At 45.8% G+C, this 16,913-nt stretch carries 19 protein-coding genes; 4 read left to right on the forward strand and 15 right to left on the reverse strand.

Going from position 1 to position 16,913, the window contains the following annotated elements; genetic code table 11:
• The first annotated feature begins 159 nt into the window (after positions 1 to 159).
• Together JJQ88_RS05595 and JJQ88_RS05600 are read left to right on the forward strand one after the other, a co-directional pair.
• Positions 160 to 804: a DNA-3-methyladenine glycosylase gene (locus tag JJQ88_RS05595; protein WP_210364745.1), complete on the forward strand. Its 645-nt coding sequence runs from the start codon at positions 160 to 162 to the stop codon at positions 802 to 804.
• A 2-nt stretch (positions 805 to 806) separates the two neighbouring features.
• Positions 807 to 1,334, forward strand: coding sequence for a D-glycero-alpha-D-manno-heptose-1,7-bisphosphate 7-phosphatase (locus tag JJQ88_RS05600; RefSeq protein ID WP_210364746.1), 528 nt, complete (start codon positions 807 to 809; stop codon positions 1,332 to 1,334).
• A 142-nt stretch (positions 1,335 to 1,476) separates the two neighbouring features.
• On the opposite strand, the gene JJQ88_RS05605 is transcribed toward JJQ88_RS05600, so the two are convergent.
• From JJQ88_RS05605 to JJQ88_RS05640, 8 genes are all read right to left on the reverse strand, one after another.
• Positions 1,477 to 2,019, reverse strand: coding sequence for a 2-oxoacid:acceptor oxidoreductase family protein (locus JJQ88_RS05605; protein WP_246860946.1), 543 nt, complete (start codon positions 2,017 to 2,019; stop codon positions 1,477 to 1,479).
• Complete coding sequence (locus tag JJQ88_RS05610; RefSeq protein ID WP_246860947.1) at positions 2,019 to 2,777, reverse strand: thiamine pyrophosphate-dependent enzyme; 759 nt, start codon at positions 2,775 to 2,777, stop codon at positions 2,019 to 2,021. The genes JJQ88_RS05605 and JJQ88_RS05610 overlap by 1 nt, the downstream gene beginning before the upstream one ends.
• A complete protein-coding gene (locus JJQ88_RS05615; RefSeq protein WP_210364747.1) occupies positions 2,774 to 3,838 on the reverse strand; it encodes a 3-methyl-2-oxobutanoate dehydrogenase subunit VorB in 1,065 nt (354 codons plus the stop codon). Before JJQ88_RS05615 ends, JJQ88_RS05610 begins: the two co-directional genes overlap by 4 nt.
• A gap of 17 nt (positions 3,839 to 3,855) precedes the next feature.
• Positions 3,856 to 4,086, reverse strand: a complete 231-nt coding sequence (locus JJQ88_RS05620; RefSeq protein ID WP_349237101.1) for a 4Fe-4S binding protein — start codon at positions 4,084 to 4,086, stop codon at positions 3,856 to 3,858.
• Positions 4,087 to 4,100: 14 nt separating this feature from the next.
• Entirely contained in the window at positions 4,101 to 4,778 is a 678-nt protein-coding gene (locus JJQ88_RS05625; protein WP_210364749.1) for a P-loop NTPase family protein, read from the reverse strand.
• Positions 4,779 to 4,916: 138 nt separating this feature from the next.
• Positions 4,917 to 5,237: a hypothetical protein gene (locus tag JJQ88_RS05630; RefSeq protein WP_210364750.1), complete on the reverse strand. Its 321-nt coding sequence runs from the start codon at positions 5,235 to 5,237 to the stop codon at positions 4,917 to 4,919.
• Positions 5,238 to 5,841: 604 nt separating this feature from the next.
• Positions 5,842 to 6,750 carry a Gfo/Idh/MocA family protein gene (locus JJQ88_RS05635; RefSeq protein ID WP_210364751.1) on the reverse strand — a complete coding sequence of 303 codons (909 nt, stop codon included), beginning with the start codon at positions 6,748 to 6,750 and terminating at the stop codon, positions 5,842 to 5,844.
• 94 nt (positions 6,751 to 6,844) lie between these two features.
• Complete coding sequence (locus tag JJQ88_RS05640; protein WP_210364752.1) at positions 6,845 to 7,690, reverse strand: DegV family protein; 846 nt, start codon at positions 7,688 to 7,690, stop codon at positions 6,845 to 6,847.
• 718 nt (positions 7,691 to 8,408) lie between these two features.
• Here JJQ88_RS05640 and JJQ88_RS05645 point away from each other — a divergent pair.
• Positions 8,409 to 9,767 (forward strand): IS1182 family transposase, encoded by a 1,359-nt coding sequence (locus JJQ88_RS05645; protein WP_210364753.1) that lies wholly within the window; start codon positions 8,409 to 8,411, stop codon positions 9,765 to 9,767.
• A 137-nt stretch (positions 9,768 to 9,904) separates the two neighbouring features.
• Here the strand turns inward: JJQ88_RS05645 and JJQ88_RS05650 are convergent, their stop codons facing one another.
• The 5 genes from JJQ88_RS05650 to JJQ88_RS05670 form a co-directional block, all read right to left on the reverse strand.
• Positions 9,905 to 10,132, reverse strand: coding sequence for a thioredoxin family protein (locus JJQ88_RS05650; protein ID WP_210364754.1), 228 nt, complete (start codon positions 10,130 to 10,132; stop codon positions 9,905 to 9,907).
• Positions 10,133 to 10,385: 253 nt separating this feature from the next.
• Positions 10,386 to 11,384 carry a permease gene (locus tag JJQ88_RS05655; protein WP_210364755.1) on the reverse strand — a complete coding sequence of 333 codons (999 nt, stop codon included), beginning with the start codon at positions 11,382 to 11,384 and terminating at the stop codon, positions 10,386 to 10,388.
• Positions 11,377 to 11,742: an ArsR/SmtB family transcription factor gene (locus JJQ88_RS05660; RefSeq protein ID WP_349237102.1), complete on the reverse strand. Its 366-nt coding sequence runs from the start codon at positions 11,740 to 11,742 to the stop codon at positions 11,377 to 11,379. Before JJQ88_RS05660 ends, JJQ88_RS05655 begins: the two co-directional genes overlap by 8 nt.
• Positions 11,743 to 11,867: 125 nt before the next feature.
• Positions 11,868 to 12,509 (reverse strand): hypothetical protein, encoded by a 642-nt coding sequence (locus tag JJQ88_RS05665; protein WP_210364756.1) that lies wholly within the window; start codon positions 12,507 to 12,509, stop codon positions 11,868 to 11,870.
• Positions 12,487 to 13,929, reverse strand: a complete 1,443-nt coding sequence (locus JJQ88_RS05670) for an SEC-C metal-binding domain-containing protein (RefSeq protein WP_210364757.1) — start codon at positions 13,927 to 13,929, stop codon at positions 12,487 to 12,489. Before JJQ88_RS05670 ends, JJQ88_RS05665 begins: the two co-directional genes overlap by 23 nt.
• Positions 13,930 to 14,088: 159 nt before the next feature.
• On the opposite strand from JJQ88_RS05670, the gene JJQ88_RS05675 reads away from it, so the two are divergent.
• A complete protein-coding gene (locus JJQ88_RS05675; RefSeq protein ID WP_210364758.1) occupies positions 14,089 to 14,919 on the forward strand; it encodes an aldo/keto reductase in 831 nt (276 codons plus the stop codon).
• Between the two features lie 205 nt (positions 14,920 to 15,124).
• Here the strand turns inward: JJQ88_RS05675 and JJQ88_RS05680 are convergent, their stop codons facing one another.
• Both JJQ88_RS05680 and JJQ88_RS05685 read right to left on the reverse strand, forming a co-directional pair.
• Complete coding sequence (locus tag JJQ88_RS05680) at positions 15,125 to 15,886, reverse strand: NRDE family protein (RefSeq protein WP_210364759.1); 762 nt, start codon at positions 15,884 to 15,886, stop codon at positions 15,125 to 15,127.
• Between the two features lie 16 nt (positions 15,887 to 15,902).
• The gene (locus tag JJQ88_RS05685) at positions 15,903 to 16,784 is read right to left on the reverse strand and encodes a winged helix-turn-helix domain-containing protein (RefSeq protein ID WP_210364760.1); all 882 of its coding nucleotides are present in this window, start codon (positions 16,782 to 16,784) and stop codon (positions 15,903 to 15,905) included.
• Between the last annotated feature and the right edge of the window lie 129 nt (positions 16,785 to 16,913).

The following is a 16,913-nucleotide window of genomic DNA, read 5'->3' on the forward strand; positions in this document are numbered from 1 at the left end:
CCTCTAATTGTATTTTCGATTTTTCATGATGTTTTATAAAAATAACTATAAACCAAATGGATTTTATTCGCTATCCATTTAGCTGATTGTTGTGCTGATGGAGGATGCCCCTGCTAAACTAAGGGTATACAGTGGATAATAAGGAATCAAGGAGGCATCATGAAAAAGAACAGCACCTTTTACACCCCAGTGGACATTGCATACTTTCAGCAGCCTACTTTGGAGCTTGCAGCCTCTCTGCTTGGCTGTCTGCTTGTGAAACAAACGGAGGATGGAACTGCTGCCGGCAAAATCGTCGAAACGGAGGCATATCGCGGGCCGATGGATCAGGCAGCGCACAGCTTTAACAATCGTAGGACTAAACGGACTGAAATCATGTTTCATGATTCAGGATTGGCTTATACTTATGTGATGCATACCCATTGCCTTTTTAATGTCGTCAGCGGCGGTCCTGAAAATCCAGAAGCGGTATTGATCAGGGCTATCGAGCCTGTGGCCGGGCTGGAGCTAATGATGGAAAGGCGCGGGATCGAGGATACGCCCAACCTGACAAACGGGCCTGGCAAATTAACGAAAGCCCTTGGCATAAAGATGTCAGATTACGGGCATCCCTTAACAAGGGAACCACTTTTCATCGCAGCTGGCAGCCAGCCGGCCAGTGTTTCCATCGGAAAGAGAATCGGCATCGATAATGCCGGTGCAGCCCGGGATTATCCATGGCGCTTCTGGATCACAGGAAACCGTTATGTATCAAGGCATCAAAAAGCTATGAAAATAATAACCACAGAACCTTCGGAGGGGTAAGAATGAAAAAAGCGATTTTTCTGGACCGGGATGGTGTCCTTAATGAAGTGTTGACAGAACGGGTTAAATTCGTAAACCGGCCTGGCCAGCTCTTCTTGCTTGATGGAGCAGCGGAAGCAGTCGCGGAACTCAGCAAGGCAGGATATGAAATCTTTGTTGTCACGAATCAGGGCGGAGTAGGCCTTGGTTTCATGAAAGAAACGCAACTCCAGGAAATCCATGGCAGGATGATTGAAATGATCAAAGAACATGGCGGCGAAATTAAGGAGGTGGCTTATTGTCCCCATAAACCAAAAGAAGGCTGTGAATGCCGGAAGCCGAATGCCGGCATGTTGATTTCCCTTGCCAATCGCCATAATATCCACCTTCCGGGCAGTGTGATGGTCGGCGACCATGAAAGGGATATTGAAGCTGGAAAAAAAGCGGGCTGCAAGACGGTCTTTATTGGTACGGAAGAAACAGGCGCCGATGAGAAAGCTCCTTCCCTGAAGGATGCCGTTCCGATAATCCTTCATTTGATTGAAGCATGAGTGGTGTTCGCATTGTCTTTACATGGCCTTGAGCATAGTGAAAGCAGCCCAGTAAATCATCATGGACTGCTTGATAATTTCATATTGGGGATGGTTCCGTTTCAATACGAATCTTGGAAAGTCTGAAATTCGTGTACGGATATCACATCGTCACTTGAACAAGTGATCTTCCAAGCGAAAGTGCGCGCTGGTTTAGTTCGAGAAGGGAATGCTTTTCGGGAGAGAGCACTTTCTTCAGTGCATCTAATATCGCACTGTCAGGAAGAAGTCCTGTTTCTCCAAGGAAAGCGCCAAGCAGGATCATGTTGGCCACCTTCGGGTTCCCAAGGTCGTTCGCAAGGTCTGTCGCTTTGATATCCAAAACGTTGATATCCGTTCTTTTTGATGACTTTGAAACGAGTGAGGCATTCACTATCAATAATCCTCCCGACCGAACGGACGGCTCGAATTTATCGTAGGATGGATTGTTCAGGACAATCGCGGTTGTCGGTTGAGAAACAAGCGGCGATCCAACCTGCTCCCCGCTGACAACGACAGCGCAATTCGCTGTGCCGCCCCTCTGTTCTGGACCATAGGATGGCAGCCATGAAACATGCATGCCTTCGCTCATCCCGGCATAAGCAATCAATTGGCCCATTGACATCACGCCCTGGCCGCCAAAGCCTGCAATCAAGATTTCTTCCATTATCGGTTCCCCTCCTTGTTCACATCCTTATATACGCCAAGAGGATAAACCGGGACCATATTTTCCTTGATCCAGCCAAGCGACTCAGCAGGATCAAGTCCCCAGTTTGTTGGACAGCTGGATAAAATCTCGACCATTGAGAACCCAAGCCCCTGCTTCTGCGTTTCAAACGCTTTGCGGATTGCCTTCTTCGCTTTTATGATATTCTGTACATCATGTGTCGACACACGTTCAATATAAGCAGTTCCATCAAGAGTAGAAAGCATCTCAGCTATGCGGATTGGCAAGCCCTGGAGAGCCGCATCCCTGCCGGCAGGGCTGGTGGCGGTTTTCTGTCCAATCAATGTGGTGGGGGCCATTTGCCCTCCAGTCATTCCGTATATCGCATTATTGACGAAGATGACTGTAATGTTTTCCCCTCTTGCCGCAGCGTGTACGGCTTCAGCAATGCCAATCGACGCCAGGTCGCCATCCCCTTGATAGGTAAAAACAAACCTGTCGGGCAGTACGCGTTTGACCCCTGTCGCCACGGCGGGTGCACGGCCGTGTGCTGCCTGTGTCATGTCACAATTGAAATATTCATATGACAGGACCGAGCAGCCAACGGAAGCGACCCCTACGGTATCCTCAAGAATGTCCATTTCCTCTAGAACTTCGCCGACCATACGATGGATAATGCCATGGGTGCAGCCAGGGCAGTAATGTGTCTCGGTATCGGTAAGTCCAGTTGTCTTCTCAAAAACCGTCTTCATTGTCATACTTCAACACCCCCGGCTGTCCTTATAATCTGTCTGTAGATCTCTTCCTGCGTAGGAACGACCCCTCCTGTCCGCCCAAAAAACGATACAGGTGCATGCCCATTGACAGCTAGCCTGACATCCTCGACCATCTGCCCTGCACTCATCTCGACGGATAAATAGCCTTTTACCCGCTCCCTAGTTTCAATGAATGGCTCTTCCGGGAATGGCCATAAAGTGATTGGGCGAATCATGCCAACCTTCACTCCCTGCTGGCGCGCTTTGTTGATGGCATTCATCGCAATCCTCGCGGTTGTTCCATAGGCAGTAATGATATACTCAGCATCCTCCGTTTCATATGTTTCATAGCGAGCCTCCTGCTGTTTGATCAGGGCAAACTTCTTTTGCAACTGCTCATTCCGCTTCTCAAGCGCATCAGCATTCAATTCAAGCGAAGTAATGACCCGCGGCCTTCCATCCCCGCGTGTGCCTGTTGTGGTCCATTCCTTCTCTTCGCGCACCCTTTCTTCCATTCCATCGAATTCTACCGGCTCCATCATCTGCCCGAGCATGCCATCGCCAAGCAGGATTACCGGTGTCCGGTACTTATCCGCCAGATCAAATGCGATTGCTGTCAGTTCTATGATCTCCTGGAGGGTAGATGGTGCCAGGACAGGGGTGTGGTAATCTCCGTGTCCGCCGCCTTTCGTTACCTGAAAATAGTCCGATTGGGCAGGCTGGATATTGCCAAGTCCGGGACCCCCTCGAACAACGTTGACAATCAATGCCGGAAGCTCTGCTCCGACCAGATAGGAAATACCTTCCTGCTTAAGGCTGAATCCCGGGCTGGACGAAGATGTCATCACCCGGACTCCCGTCCCTGCCGCTCCATATACCATATTGATTGCCGCAACTTCGCTTTCAGCCTGGAGGAACAAACCGCCGACTTCCGGCAGGCGTCTAGCCATATATGCAACAAGCTCACTTTGAGGTGTGATCGGATAGCCGAAAAAGTATTTGCAGCCAGCATGGACTGCTGCTTCCGCGATAACTTCATTTCCCTTCATCAGTACTTTTGCCATTGTCCTAGTCTCCTTCGCTATACAGTTTGCCTTGCCTTTTCCGGCCTGTAGACAGTAATCACTGAATCAGGGCACATTTGGGCACATTTCCCGCAGCTGATGCAACTATCCTGGTCGGTTACGACTGCCGGCCGATACCCCTTTGCATTCAAATAATCAGCAAGATATATGACATTGGTCGGACATGCCTTCACGCACAGCTGGCATGACTTGCATGTCTCTTCCTTAAAAACGACTCTCTGCTCCACTGTTTTTGCCTCCTTTACAGTTCCCATGGCAATTTCAAGTATCTCGACATCACCTTTACTGGATGGCCGGGATCAAAAGATTCGGCTTTTTCCTCAAGATGTCCGGACAAAATCGTCTGTTTTATCGGAATGCCCAGTTCACCTGACAATTTTCGGCTGAGTTCAACCCCTTTAAGCACATCCTCAACCCTTGTATCGGATCCGACATTCGAATTGTTGACCAGCCCGGTAACTTTTAACCTTGAGGCACTCTCGATTTTCAGAACCGTATCAATGGCTCCCTCCAGTGTACTTACATATGGCCTGTTGGCATTCAAGATGAATAATACCTCTGGCTGCATCCCTGCCCAGTCATTATAAAACTGGCCTAAAGCCATTGCCCCGTCTTTATCCCCGCCAGCGTCGATGATGACTTTATATTCCGGGTCATAAAGGACCCGATAGATATCTCCGGTTACAATCGGCAAATCTGATTGCGCCAGCTTCTCTGCAGGAGCAATCAGTTCAATTCCGTTTTCTGCGAATAATGCCCTTACATCCCTCGCCCTATAATAGGGATTGACTATATCGAGATCGGCGACGGCTACTTTATCATGCTTCTTTTTCCATTCGAAAGCGAGATTGATTGCCGTTTCTGTTTTTCCACTGCCAAAATGGCCGGTGATGATCGTGATATCAGCCCCATTATCCAACCTGTTCTCCTCTCCTTTCTTTGTAAGCGTTTTCATTAATGCCAGTTTAATTATATAAATTTCTTCCAACTTCTTCTTTGATAAAAGTCACGATTAGCGTAATTGGGATAAAAAAAAGAAGTTCGGAAAGAACTTCTTTTATAAAACGAAACTGAGGATGACTTTTTGAGGCATGTCCTGCTCGCTGTATACATCTTTTTTCAATCTTTCGCATGATGGCATTTCATAGGAGAAAGCCTCCACTGACTCAGGAATCACTCCATCACCCTTCAGCTGGTTGAAAACTCTTTCCATTGCTTCATCGGTTGGGATGCATTCCTCAGATCCATCATATTTAAAACAATCCACACAAGTCTCAACAATATTAGAGTCAATTTGTTCCTGCGTAAAAACCAGTTTTGCGCCAGTCATCTTTTCAACTTCGCGGTTTTCCAATTCAATAATCGTTGTCACGTTCATTATCGGCACCTCCGTTTGTATTACACTATCATTATAGTGGTTTAGAATCCATCCAGGGGTTTTTTAAAGTTTAATTCATGTATTCTTCACATCTTTACGACAAAAAGTTGTCAATAACATGATTTCACGTGGATTACTTATCATTTTTACTTTTTGGCTCTACCCTGTTAAACCTGGGTGTTGATTTCCACTTTAGGGACATGCTTTCCGCGGGGCGTCAGTGGAGCTGGTCCAGCTTCAGCGCTTAGCCCGTCCGAGTCGCTTCGCTCCTGCCAATGAAGTCAAAGAGCGACTTCACTGTCAGGCCCTTCGACGGACAGGACGTCCTAGTGCCGACGTTGCCGCAGGACGCGGCGGTCTTAGTCGGCTAGCGCTTGTCGGGGCTGACCAAAGCGCTTCAGCTTCCCTATCTCCTCGGCCCTTTGCGCCTTCGGGGTCTCCACCTTGCCGCTGCATCCCGCAGGACACTGAAAGGCTCCGGCGAATTCGCCCACGCACGAAGGAAGTGCATGCATTAGCATTTTCGAGGAGTCAGTCCCTTCCGTTCCAATCAACTCTATTAAAAACAACATTCAGCTTTAATACAGCCTACTTTTTAAAATTGCTACAGCCTTTCCATCTCCTTGACAATTTTCTCGCATAGTTCATGGGTTTCAAGGCTTTCCCTGGCCGAGATGAAGGGAGCCCCTCCAGTATTGACTGCCTGCAAGAAGTCGAAAATGATCTGCTCGAAGCCGCGCTTCCTTAAGGTTGGCTCCCAGTCGCTTCCCCCTAACCTTGTTTCTTCCCGGTCTTTTTGGATCAGCAGCTCTGAAACATTGATTGCAATTCTTTTTTCAGAAGGGTGGTAAACCTCTACCTTTTCCTCGACCACCCCGCTGTCACGGTTCATGATACCGATGGCGGTTCCTTCTTCGGCGATCAGCTGCAGCACAAGTTGATTTAAAAATGCGCCATTTTTCTTTCCTGTGACATTCACACGCTTCACTGCATATGGGAATAAAAACTTAAGCGTATCAACGACATGGATAAAATCATCGAAAATGAAAGTCCGGATTTCACCAGGCAGTGACCTCCTGTTCTTCTGCATGATGACCATGTTCGGTTCCTTCAGTTCTCTCAGCCGTTTGTATACCGGGGCATACCTCCTGTTAAAGCCGGTCATCAAAATCAAGCCTTTTGCTTCTGCTATCTCTGTCAATTCCCTTGCTCTTTCAAATTCATAAGCAATTGGTTTGTCGACGTAAACATGGATCCCTGCTTCCAGCAGCTTCAGGACAATCCCGTAGTGCGATTCAGTCGAACTGTGGACAAAGGCCCCCTTGATTCCACTAGCGATCAGCTCGTCCAAACTTGAATGGACATGTGGGAATCGATACTTTCCTGCCAATGTTTCCAGCTTTGAAAGATTGCGCGTATACAAATGGAATTCCGTCTCACCCTTTTCCGCAAAAACAGGAAGGTACGCTTTTTGGGCGATATCCCCTAATCCGATGACCCCGATTTTCAACATTCCGGCTTCCCCCTTACGAAAACTTTCTTAAAATCATCTATTTGTTATTGTCCCCTAAAAAGAAATTGCCCGCCAATGCTCCTTCCTCCATTGATTATCCGTTTATCCAGGCAAGGCCGATTGTCCCTTGCCCTGTATGAGTGCCGGCAACCGGACTGAAGGTGGTCGTCACAAATGAAATTTCCGGGAACTTCAGCTGCAGTTCCTGGCGCCATTCTTCTGCTAGCTGTCCCGCATTGCCATGGATGACACTTGCCTCTTTAATATGGTTTGCCGTCTCCTCGAAAATTTGGAACAGCCGTTGTTTCACCTTTTTCTCTGTCCTGATTTTATCAAAAAGAACGACCTTTCCGTCTTCAAACCGGACAACCAGCTTTAACCTGATCAAGCTTCCGATAATCACTTGGCTTGTGGACAGGCGCCCCCCTTTGTGAAGCTGTTCAAGGCTTCCAGGTACCATGTAAAGATTGGCTCTGTCGGGGAGAGTCCTCAAAGCAGCGACTATTTCTTCGTAGGATTTCCCTGCTCTATGCAACTCAACACCTTTCTCGATCATCTTTCCAAGCGGATAGGAACCAATTTTGGAGTCAATGACATCTACTTTGTATCCCACTATATTCGATGCGGCAACCGATGACTGGTATGTACCTGTCAGGGAACTGGAAGCATGGATGGCAACAGCATATTTATATTGGTTTTTAAGCTTCCGATAAAGCTCGACGAAATCACCGATAGCTGGCTGTGAAGTTTTAGGAAGGAACTTGGATGCAGCAAGCTTAGGGTAAAAATCCTCAGCGGTGAGATCTACTCCTTCCAAAAACGTTTCGTCTCCAAAAATGATGCTCAACGGAACTACATATATATGATTGTTTTTTATGAATTCCTCGTCAAGGGAAGCCGTACTGTCTGTAATCCATGCGATTTCATTCGGTGTTGTCATAATATCTCCTGTTCTTCGAAAAAATTTGGCTAGAATAGTCTTATATTTACTAAGTCCTATCATAAAGGAGGAAGCCTAATGAAATCTATCAGGAATTTTTTAAAACCTGCTTCATTTTCAAAAAAGGCTGTTTCCTAAAAAGATTATTGTCTTCTGAATCATTTTAATAGATTCTATTATTCACGCTATCTATTCCCTGTCTTTACTGGCTTTATTCCTTGTGGGACTAACTTTATCGATGTCTTCCGGATTCTTGACCTATTGGAAATTTCTCGTTAGGCACACACTGCCGCAATACTTCGCAAACATGTGCAAAGATTCCTGCCTTACCCAACATAATGCAGCACCAGCAGCTTTTAGCTGTTCGTTCTGAATTCTCCCCGTGAGTAAAAGCCTTCCCTGGAGAAAAAAAGCTGGTCTCTGATAGAAGCGAGACCAGCTCAGACTGTAGACAAACTCGATGAAATTCGAGCTTGTCTACAGTCTTTTTGTTTGGTTGAGAAACGAGGCTGTTGATTTCCGTTCCAGGCGCTTCGCTTTCCGCGGGCGGTCAGGGAGCCTCCTCGTCGCTTCGCTCCTGCGGGGTCTCCCCTTGACGCGCTGCTCCCGCAGGAGTCTTCGCGCCTTCCACTCCAATCAACAGGACTTCTAAACTTAACGTGGCACTATGCCCAAGTCTATTTTAAAATGAATACATATAACGCTTGAGGTGATGAAGATGTTATCCAAAAAGAGTTCCACAGCACGCGATCAGTTAGAAATGGTTACCGTCGACCAACTTGTTCCCCAAGACCATCTGGTCCGGAAGCTGGAAGCAGCCATCGACTTCTCTTTCATCTATGATCGGGTAAAGGATCTCTATTCGGAAGTGGGCCGCCCAAGCATCGATGCAGCACTGTTAATCAAACTCCCATTCATCCAGTATATCTTCGGCATCCGCTCCATGCGCCAGACAATAAAGGAAACCCAGACAAACATGGCTTATCGCTGGTTTTTGGGATTGGGATTCCATGATCCTGTTCCTCACTTCTCCACCTTCGGGAAGAATTATCAACGTCGGTTTGAAGAAAGCACATTGTTCGAAGATATCTTCATCGAAATCCTGAATATAGCGATTGAAAAGAAATTGATCAGTGCCGATCACGTCTTCATCGATTCCACACATGTAAAAGCCAGTGCCAATAAACATAAATTTGAAAAGAAGATGGTCGAGAGAGAAACACGTGCTTATCAGGATCAGCTTCAAAAAGAAATCAACCAGGATCGCGAAGAACATGGCAAGAAGCCGATTCCATCAGAGAAGTTCGAAAAGGAAGAAACAAAGGAAATAAAGGAAAGCACCACAGATCCTGAGAGTGGTTACTATGTGAAAGACGAACGGACAAAACAGTTCGCTTATTCCTTTCACGCCGCATCAGATCGAAACGGATTTGTCCTCGGAACCATTGTGACTCCCGGCAATACCCATGACAGCCTCATGCTTGAGCCACTGGTAAAGAAAGTGGAGGAGAATGTGGGAAAGCCTAAAGCAGTTGCGGCAGATGCTGCTTATAAGACACCTGCCATCGCGAAGTATCTGTTTGATCAGGAAATCACACCGGTCCTGCCATATACACGACCACGGACCAAAGATGGTTTCTTCCGGAAATATGAGTATGTCTATGATGAGTATTTCGACTGTTACCTATGTCCTGCCGGGGAAGTCCTCAAGTATTCAACCACCACGAAAGAAGGATATCGTGAATATAAATCACCAAAGCACGTATGCGCAAACTGTCCATTCCTGGCACAATGCACAGAAAGCAAGGACCATCAAAAGGTGATTACCCGTCATATCTGGCAAGAGTACCTTGAGGAAGCCGACCATCTCAGGCATACACCAGAGGTCAAAGAAATTTATTCAAAGCGGAAGGAAACCATTGAGCGAGTTTTCGCAGATGCAAAAGAAAAGCATGGCATGCGTTGGACAACCCTAAGGGGGCTTAAAAAATTGTCCATGCAGGCGATGCTTACTTTCGCTGCCTTAAACCTGAAAAAGATCGCCAACTGGACATGGAAGGGTCCAGTTAAAGCCTAGAAATGGCCGTAAGAGGAGTCTATCCTCTTGAGAAATTCAAAATTATGACAAAAGAGGTTCGGAATGAAACCATTCCGAACCTCTTTTGTCTACAAACTGAGCTGGTCTCTGATAGAAGCGAGACCAGCTTTCCTTTTTCACAACATTTTCTTGAGGTCTTTTACTGACAGTAATTTGCCCGTGGAAACTACTTTATCATCAATGACGAGTGCTGGCGTGTTCATTACTTTGTATTTCATGATTTCCCTGATATCATCTACCTTCTCGACAATAGCCGAAACACCTGACTCCTGTATCGCTATATGAACATTTTCTTCCAATTCCCTGCACTTCTTGCATCCAGTACCCAAAACTTTTATTTCCATGCCTTTCTCTCCTTTTCATATGGGCTATGTAAAAATTCACTCTTCAGTTTTGCTCCAGGCAGCTCATGTGTGCCTGGGAATCTCCTTTTTGCTTTGCGCATCCGGGATCTCCCCTGCCATCTACTCCCTCTGGACACCGAAATGGGCTTCCGTGAATTCACCCACTCACGATGGCATTTCGAGGGAGCTTCGTGCCTTACGCTCAGTCCAACAGGCATTCAAAAAACCAACACTGGTTTTAAAAATCGCCTTCTTATAAAATCAAATTGAATAAATAACCAATCAGTATGATACCGATTGATACTACACCAATAAAAACAGCAATCAATTTAAGCTTAATCACCTTTCGGAGCAGGATGATTTCTGGCAGGCTCAATGCGGTGATGGCCATCATGAATGCAAGGGCCGTTCCTGCAGCAACGCCTTTATCCATCAATGCTTCAATGATCGGGAGTGAACCTACTGCATTTGAATACAATGGTACTCCGATTGCTGTCGCTATGGGAACAGCCAGCCAATTATCCGCTCCTGCATATTCCACAAGGAGACTTTCAGGTGCATAGCCATGGATGAAAGCACCAATTCCAATTCCCAGTAAAAGATACAGCCATATTTTCCTTACTGTCTCCTTCACATTCCCTGCTGCAAAACGAACTCTCGATTTGAAACTTTCAGCATAAAAGAATGATGAAAACTTCTCCTTCCAGCTAAGTTCTCTGCTGCCTTCTTTGGAAAACTCATTTGATGACGCGATTTCATAGACATACGACTCGACTTGATTTTCCATTTTTGCCTGGCCGATAATCAGGCCGGCCCCAATCGCAAGGGCCATTCCCATCAACACATATAAAGTGGCAATTTCCCAGCCGAATATCGAGAAAAGCATCACAATCGAAATCTCATTGACAATCGGCGAGGCAATCAAGAACGTAAAAGTGATGCCCAAAGGAATACCAGCCTCGACAAACCCAATGAATAACGGTACAGTTGAGCACGAGCAGAAAGGTGAAAGAACGCCGAGAATCGCAGCCATGACACTTGCCGCTCCCTTTCGCTTTCCTTCAAGCCAGCCCTTCACTTTTTCTGGAGGAAAAAAGCTGCGCAGGAAAGAAATCGCAAACACCATAGCGATCAACAAGAACAGTATTTTTGTTGTGTCATATATAAAAAAATGCAACGCTCCCCCAAGCCTTGAATCCCCATCAAGCCCGACCAAATCAAAGACGATCCAATCAGCAAGAGCTTCAAACATGCGATACGCCTTCTTTCAGCAATTTCAGTAACTTCCCAGCTTGCTCATCCAGACTGTAGATCGTGAATTTCCCCTCCCGTCTAGAATGGATCACCTTTCCTTTTTCCAAAATCCTCAAGTGGTGACTGATTGTCGAAGGAGCTGCTTTCAATGCAGAAGTGATTTCACACATGCATAAATCGTGATTCAAAAGCATTGCCATGATTTTTAGCCTTGTTTCATCACTCAGCCCCTTAAAGAAGGAAGCAAAAACCTCGAGTTCACTTTCTGCAGCTGCAATTGGCCAATCTCTCTTCGCTTCTTCAAGGATTTCAGCCATCTTTTCATTCGATTTGATGATCCATACGTTATCCTTCACTTCAATTACTCCTAAAAATTGATCATATTAAGATTATAAAACTAAAAACATAGTTTTGTAATTTACTTCTGTGTAAATTTCATGAAAAATCATCCTTCGAATCATCGAAGGAGGAGGGCTCGCTATCATAGAAAATGTCTGGCAAAGCTAGGAAATACCCTTTCAACGGTTTCAAATCCCCATGAATTTATATTGGTTTTCCTAATGCTGCCTTCAATCAATTGCCCTAAAAACACATTCTCCATAACATCCCGAGGCAATGAAACTGTATAGGTTTTGCGGGATTTGTCTATTATCTCTTTCACCCTCACTGAACTGGCATTTATTGATTGGATCTGAAATACACCAATGATTCCGCTCCTAAGCCTCAATTCAGCATCATAAAAAGGACTTCCATACTTACGCACCTGGTATGGAACAAATTGGTCCAGCATCGAAATGCATGAGAAGATTTCCTGCTCTGACTCGTCAAGCAGCTGTTTAAGAAATTCCGAATGGCTCGTTTGGTATTTACGATCGACATATTTCAGGAATTTCTTCAGAACAGATAAAAACGATTTCGCATGGTTGATGCTCGTATCAAAATTGCGTTCGAAATAAAAGCTGCCGATCAGCTCAGCCCAGTCCCGGCCTGATAACTCTCCCCAATCTTCTGCTTCTCTCCATTCAAGATACCCAGCAAGCAGCTCCAGGCTTTTTTGGTATTTTGTCACTGTAGCGGCTGACTTTCCTTCTATATGTTCCTTAAGGCGTAAAACCGAGATCACGATAGACAGGGATATCCTGTTCGCTAAGATATCGCGGTCGGGCAAATGGGTATGCAACCTTCACGATACATGACTTGCGCTTTTCTCCCCCAGTGACGAAAGGGGAAAGCGACAAACCAAGTTGTCGTCTGACACTATTATAATCGGCTGTAGGAGAACCCTCCTCGATCAGATTCCAGAAATGATATTCCCTGGCCTTCAGCCACCATTCCGCATCTCCTGAGCGTCCATCCGCAATGAGCTCTTCTACAGTGAGATGATCCAGCATCTTGATTGGTTCTTGAATCAACAGCTGTTCAAAGGCAATCATGCCAAAACACTGGTCCACTCCTTCTTCTACATGAAAGATGAAGGAATTCAGTTCAACTTTCCCATAGTTCTGGAATGGTTCTTCCTCCTTTCTCACTTCAGAAAGAATGTATTTGACTGGTGAGAGCCAATCATGAAAAAGCCTCAATCCGTTTTCCAGCCCGCTGAAGCTGAAGAGATTCCCCTCTACTTCCAACCTTCCATAAGCCTTTGCCATATAGAGTTTGCCAGGAGCCTCGCTGTCTTCGTACCTGTACCACTCCCCAGTTAAGTCAGCATAACCGTCCTCGTTCTCCCACTCTTGAATATGGATGTTTTCATGGACGAAGAAGTAATGAAGAAACTTGGATTTATCGGAAATCTCGTAAGTAATCTTTGTGTAGACCCCCGTTTTTCCTTCTACTGTCTCGCTTCGTTCCCGTCCAAGCAAGACAGAGAAAATCTCAGGGAAATAATCTAATACCACCTCAGAATATGAAAGCTGTTTTGCTTCCATCAGCTGCTCAATTTTCTTTTTTACTTCCAATAAACAATCAGGACCTTCATACACAGTCACTCCATTGATCATGTATCCAACATCAAACTCTTCGAGCAAGGCAAAGCTTCCTGCCCATGGGATGGCTGTTGAAAAACTCTCCGATTTAATAAGAAGCACTCGCTCGCCTGTGAACAAGTCTTCAACCATCGCCCCTTTTGGATGAGGCTCCACTACTTGGAACAGTGCAGGCTTAAGCTTCGTCCATTTGGAAGCAAGCTTCGCTTCGCTGGCATTCCCGCTTCTTCCTTCCATGGCAAACCATTCAATCCCGCGCCGCCCATTCTTGAAACGCCGAAAAAAAATAAGCCAGAAATGAAATAGCCCTACATACATCGGATGCTGTTGCGACAGGGTTATCCGCTTCCGGAACCCCGCCTTGAGGCTGTCCATCTCCTGAAAGTCGATTCTTTTATATACAAAGTCGATGATGTCCATTACCAGCAAATGCTTTTGTTTTGAGAACTCTTCCTCTTTTGCTTTCCCTAGTTCGACCACTCGTGACTTTTTCATGCAGCATTTCTTATATTTTTTCCCGCTTCCGCAGTAACAAGGATCGTTTCGCCCGATGTTCATTGGTTTCCCCCTCCTTAAAGAGCCTGTAAACAAGATGCATCATAAACATTATACAAGACAAACTTATTGATGAAAGTGATAACCTAAAGTAAAATTCTTTTTCCTGCAGTTATAATATGAGAAAATGGATTGACAAACCAGTATAAAGGAGGAAATTCGATGCCACAAAGCCTGCAGGATACAACCACTTTACACAACGGTGTAAAAATGCCATGGTTTGGACTTGGTGTGTTCAAGGTACAGGAAGGATCAGAGGTGATCGAGTCCGCAAAGGCAGCGATCAAGAATGGCTATAAAAGCATTGATACAGCAGCCGTCTATAAAAATGAAGAAGGGGTCGGCCTGGCGATCAAAGAATCCGACGTCCCGCGTCAGGAATTATTCATCACTACAAAAGTGTGGAATTCTGACCAGGGCTATGAGTCTGCTTTAAAAGCGTTCGAAACAAGCATGGAGAAACTAGGGCTCGACTATCTTGACCTTTACTTGATCCACTGGCCGGTTGAAGGAAAGTACAAGGATACATGGAAAGCACTCGAAAAGCTTTATCGGGATGGACGGGTTCGGGCAATCGGTGTCAGCAACTTCCATGTCCACCATTTAAAAAATTTGATGGCGGACGCTGAAATCAAGCCAATGGTCAACCAGGTTGAGTATCACCCCCATCTCTCGCAAACAGAGCTGCTGGCATTCTGCAAAGAGGAAGGAATCCAGCTGGAGGCCTGGTCGCCACTGAAGCAGGGTGAACTGCTGTCAGAGCCTGCAATCGTGGCAATAGCAGAAAAACATAAGAAAACCCCTGCTCAGATCATCCTGCGCTGGGATTTACAAAATGGCGTTGTCACCATCCCAAAATCAGTCAAGGAACATCGCATCATCGAAAATGCCGATATTTTTGACTTCGAGCTTTCTGCAGAAGACATGGAGAAACTGAACAGCCTGAACAAGAACGAAAGAGTAGGGCCAGATCCGGATCATTTTGATTTCTAGGATAGCGAAAACGCGGACAACTGTCCGCGTTTTCGCTATCATCATCACCAGCTTGCCGTATTTCTTTTTAAAATCCCGGCTGGCTTCCTAAAGTCCAGCCGGGATTAGCGGGAACATACGGTAACATCGAATTCTTGCAGATATCCTCGATAATGGAAATGGATGGATATCCCCATAGCCCCCATAGCCCCCATAGCCCGTCATTCTATCCCTTTATCTTTATCTCAAACTCCCGGTCACTATGCCCAGCGCCATTGAATACCCGTTCCTTGAAGAAGATTTCCTCATCATTCATCAAGATGACAGTCGAACTTCTCGTCCCATAGCCTTCACTCCTGATGAACATTGGTGACAGCAGCCGTTCCCATTCCAAAGAAACTCCTGTGGAAGGTAGAAAGTGATCCTCTGCCGGGTCGGCGTTTGCCAAATGGTCAAAGAGATTCTCCGCCAGGGAGGATTCGTTTTTTTCAATGGTGTCAGCGAGCCCTGCTTTCCCGAGTTTGACCTTTGGCCAATCCGTATCCAGCAAATGATTGCTGACCCCATGGATTCCTGGCTGTACTTCATGTACAGCGCCGTTCTTATTCGAATAATAGTACAGCTGGGACTGGTCTCCTGCCAGCAGATTGTAACCGGGGTATAATTCGCGTTTCTTGGCCGCCTCCTCCAAATAGGTCCGGGGATCATCCTTTCCTCTTAGAAAATCGGCAACAAGCTCGCCGCGCGACCGCTTGCCTTCGGTTACTTCAGAAGGGTCACGAAAATTTGTCAACGCTGCAAATCGTCCAGTCGATGTTACGCCCATCCATGTTCCCAGCTTTTCAAGATCACGGCCAGCGAGAATTGTAGGTTCATCCTTCCAAAAACCTGCAGGGGCAGTCGGGCGATGGTAAAATTCATCTCTATTCGCTGCGATGATAAGGCTATACTTCGGATGTGACTTATAGGCAAATAAAATCAAACACATATCTTCCACGACCTTTCTATCCGATTTTCAGCAATAAGCTTAAAAGTGCTTCAACCTGGCTGGTCCTGAATCCATAAAGAAAATAATCCTGTCTTGTCGGGATGATTCTTAGGAGACCAGCGGACCTTAATAACAAAAGGTGGTGATGGATGTTCCCTTTGGACATCCCCATAATGCCGACAAGCTCTGTGAATGTTTTTTCCTTCGATTTCATATGGCTGAGCATTTCCAGCCGTTTTTCTTCCGCCAGCGCTTTCGTTATGAGCAGGGCCTCTTCCTTATCTCCCATAGAACATGGAAAAGTAAGCACTGCTTTGTGATTGAAAACATCGATCAGCGACAGTGGACGGAAATGCCACGATGGAAACAACACTGCTTCGCTGCAGCCGAGCCCTTCAATTTGAAAGCCTTTAGTGATTTCTTCTATCCATGAAAAGGACTTCCCATTTATAGCAGTCTCCTCAACTTGTTGGCTCTCCGCTTTAAGGACAGCAGCCAACTCTCCCTCGATTTCCGAAAAATATTCCTCATACCACATTGATAAAAGGGTCAAATGCTGCTGCTTCCTTTGTTCGAGATTGGCAGGCATTGGCCTCTTTTCGTTCACAAATGGCGACAGCATTTCATATAGTGCGCCTAAGGACAATCCGGCAAGCCAGGAGCAGTATCCCGAAAAATCTTTAGAGGGGCAATTTTCTATTAGATGGACCGATAAATCCTCAAATTGCAAATCCTCAAGGCCTTCTATTCCATTATGCAACTCTTCCGATATCTTCTCCTTCGTTTCTATGAACCAATTTTTAGAAATCCCTAAATATTTCAGATGGGTCTGCCTTTTATAAAGTGACAGGCTAAGGAGTACCTCGTAGACAATGGAGTCAACAACTTTAATGCGCATAATAGACCTCCGCAAAAAGATTTTCGAAATCAATTTAACACATATTGACACATTTTAATAGTTCAATTATTATTGAACCATTAAAAGGATGGAGGATATTTATGGAAAAATATGAAGTGAGGAAATAGC

Origin of the sequence: Bacillus sp. REN3, from assembly GCF_017912555.1 — a bacterium.
Classification (GTDB): domain Bacteria; phylum Bacillota; class Bacilli; order Bacillales; family Cytobacillaceae; genus Mesobacillus.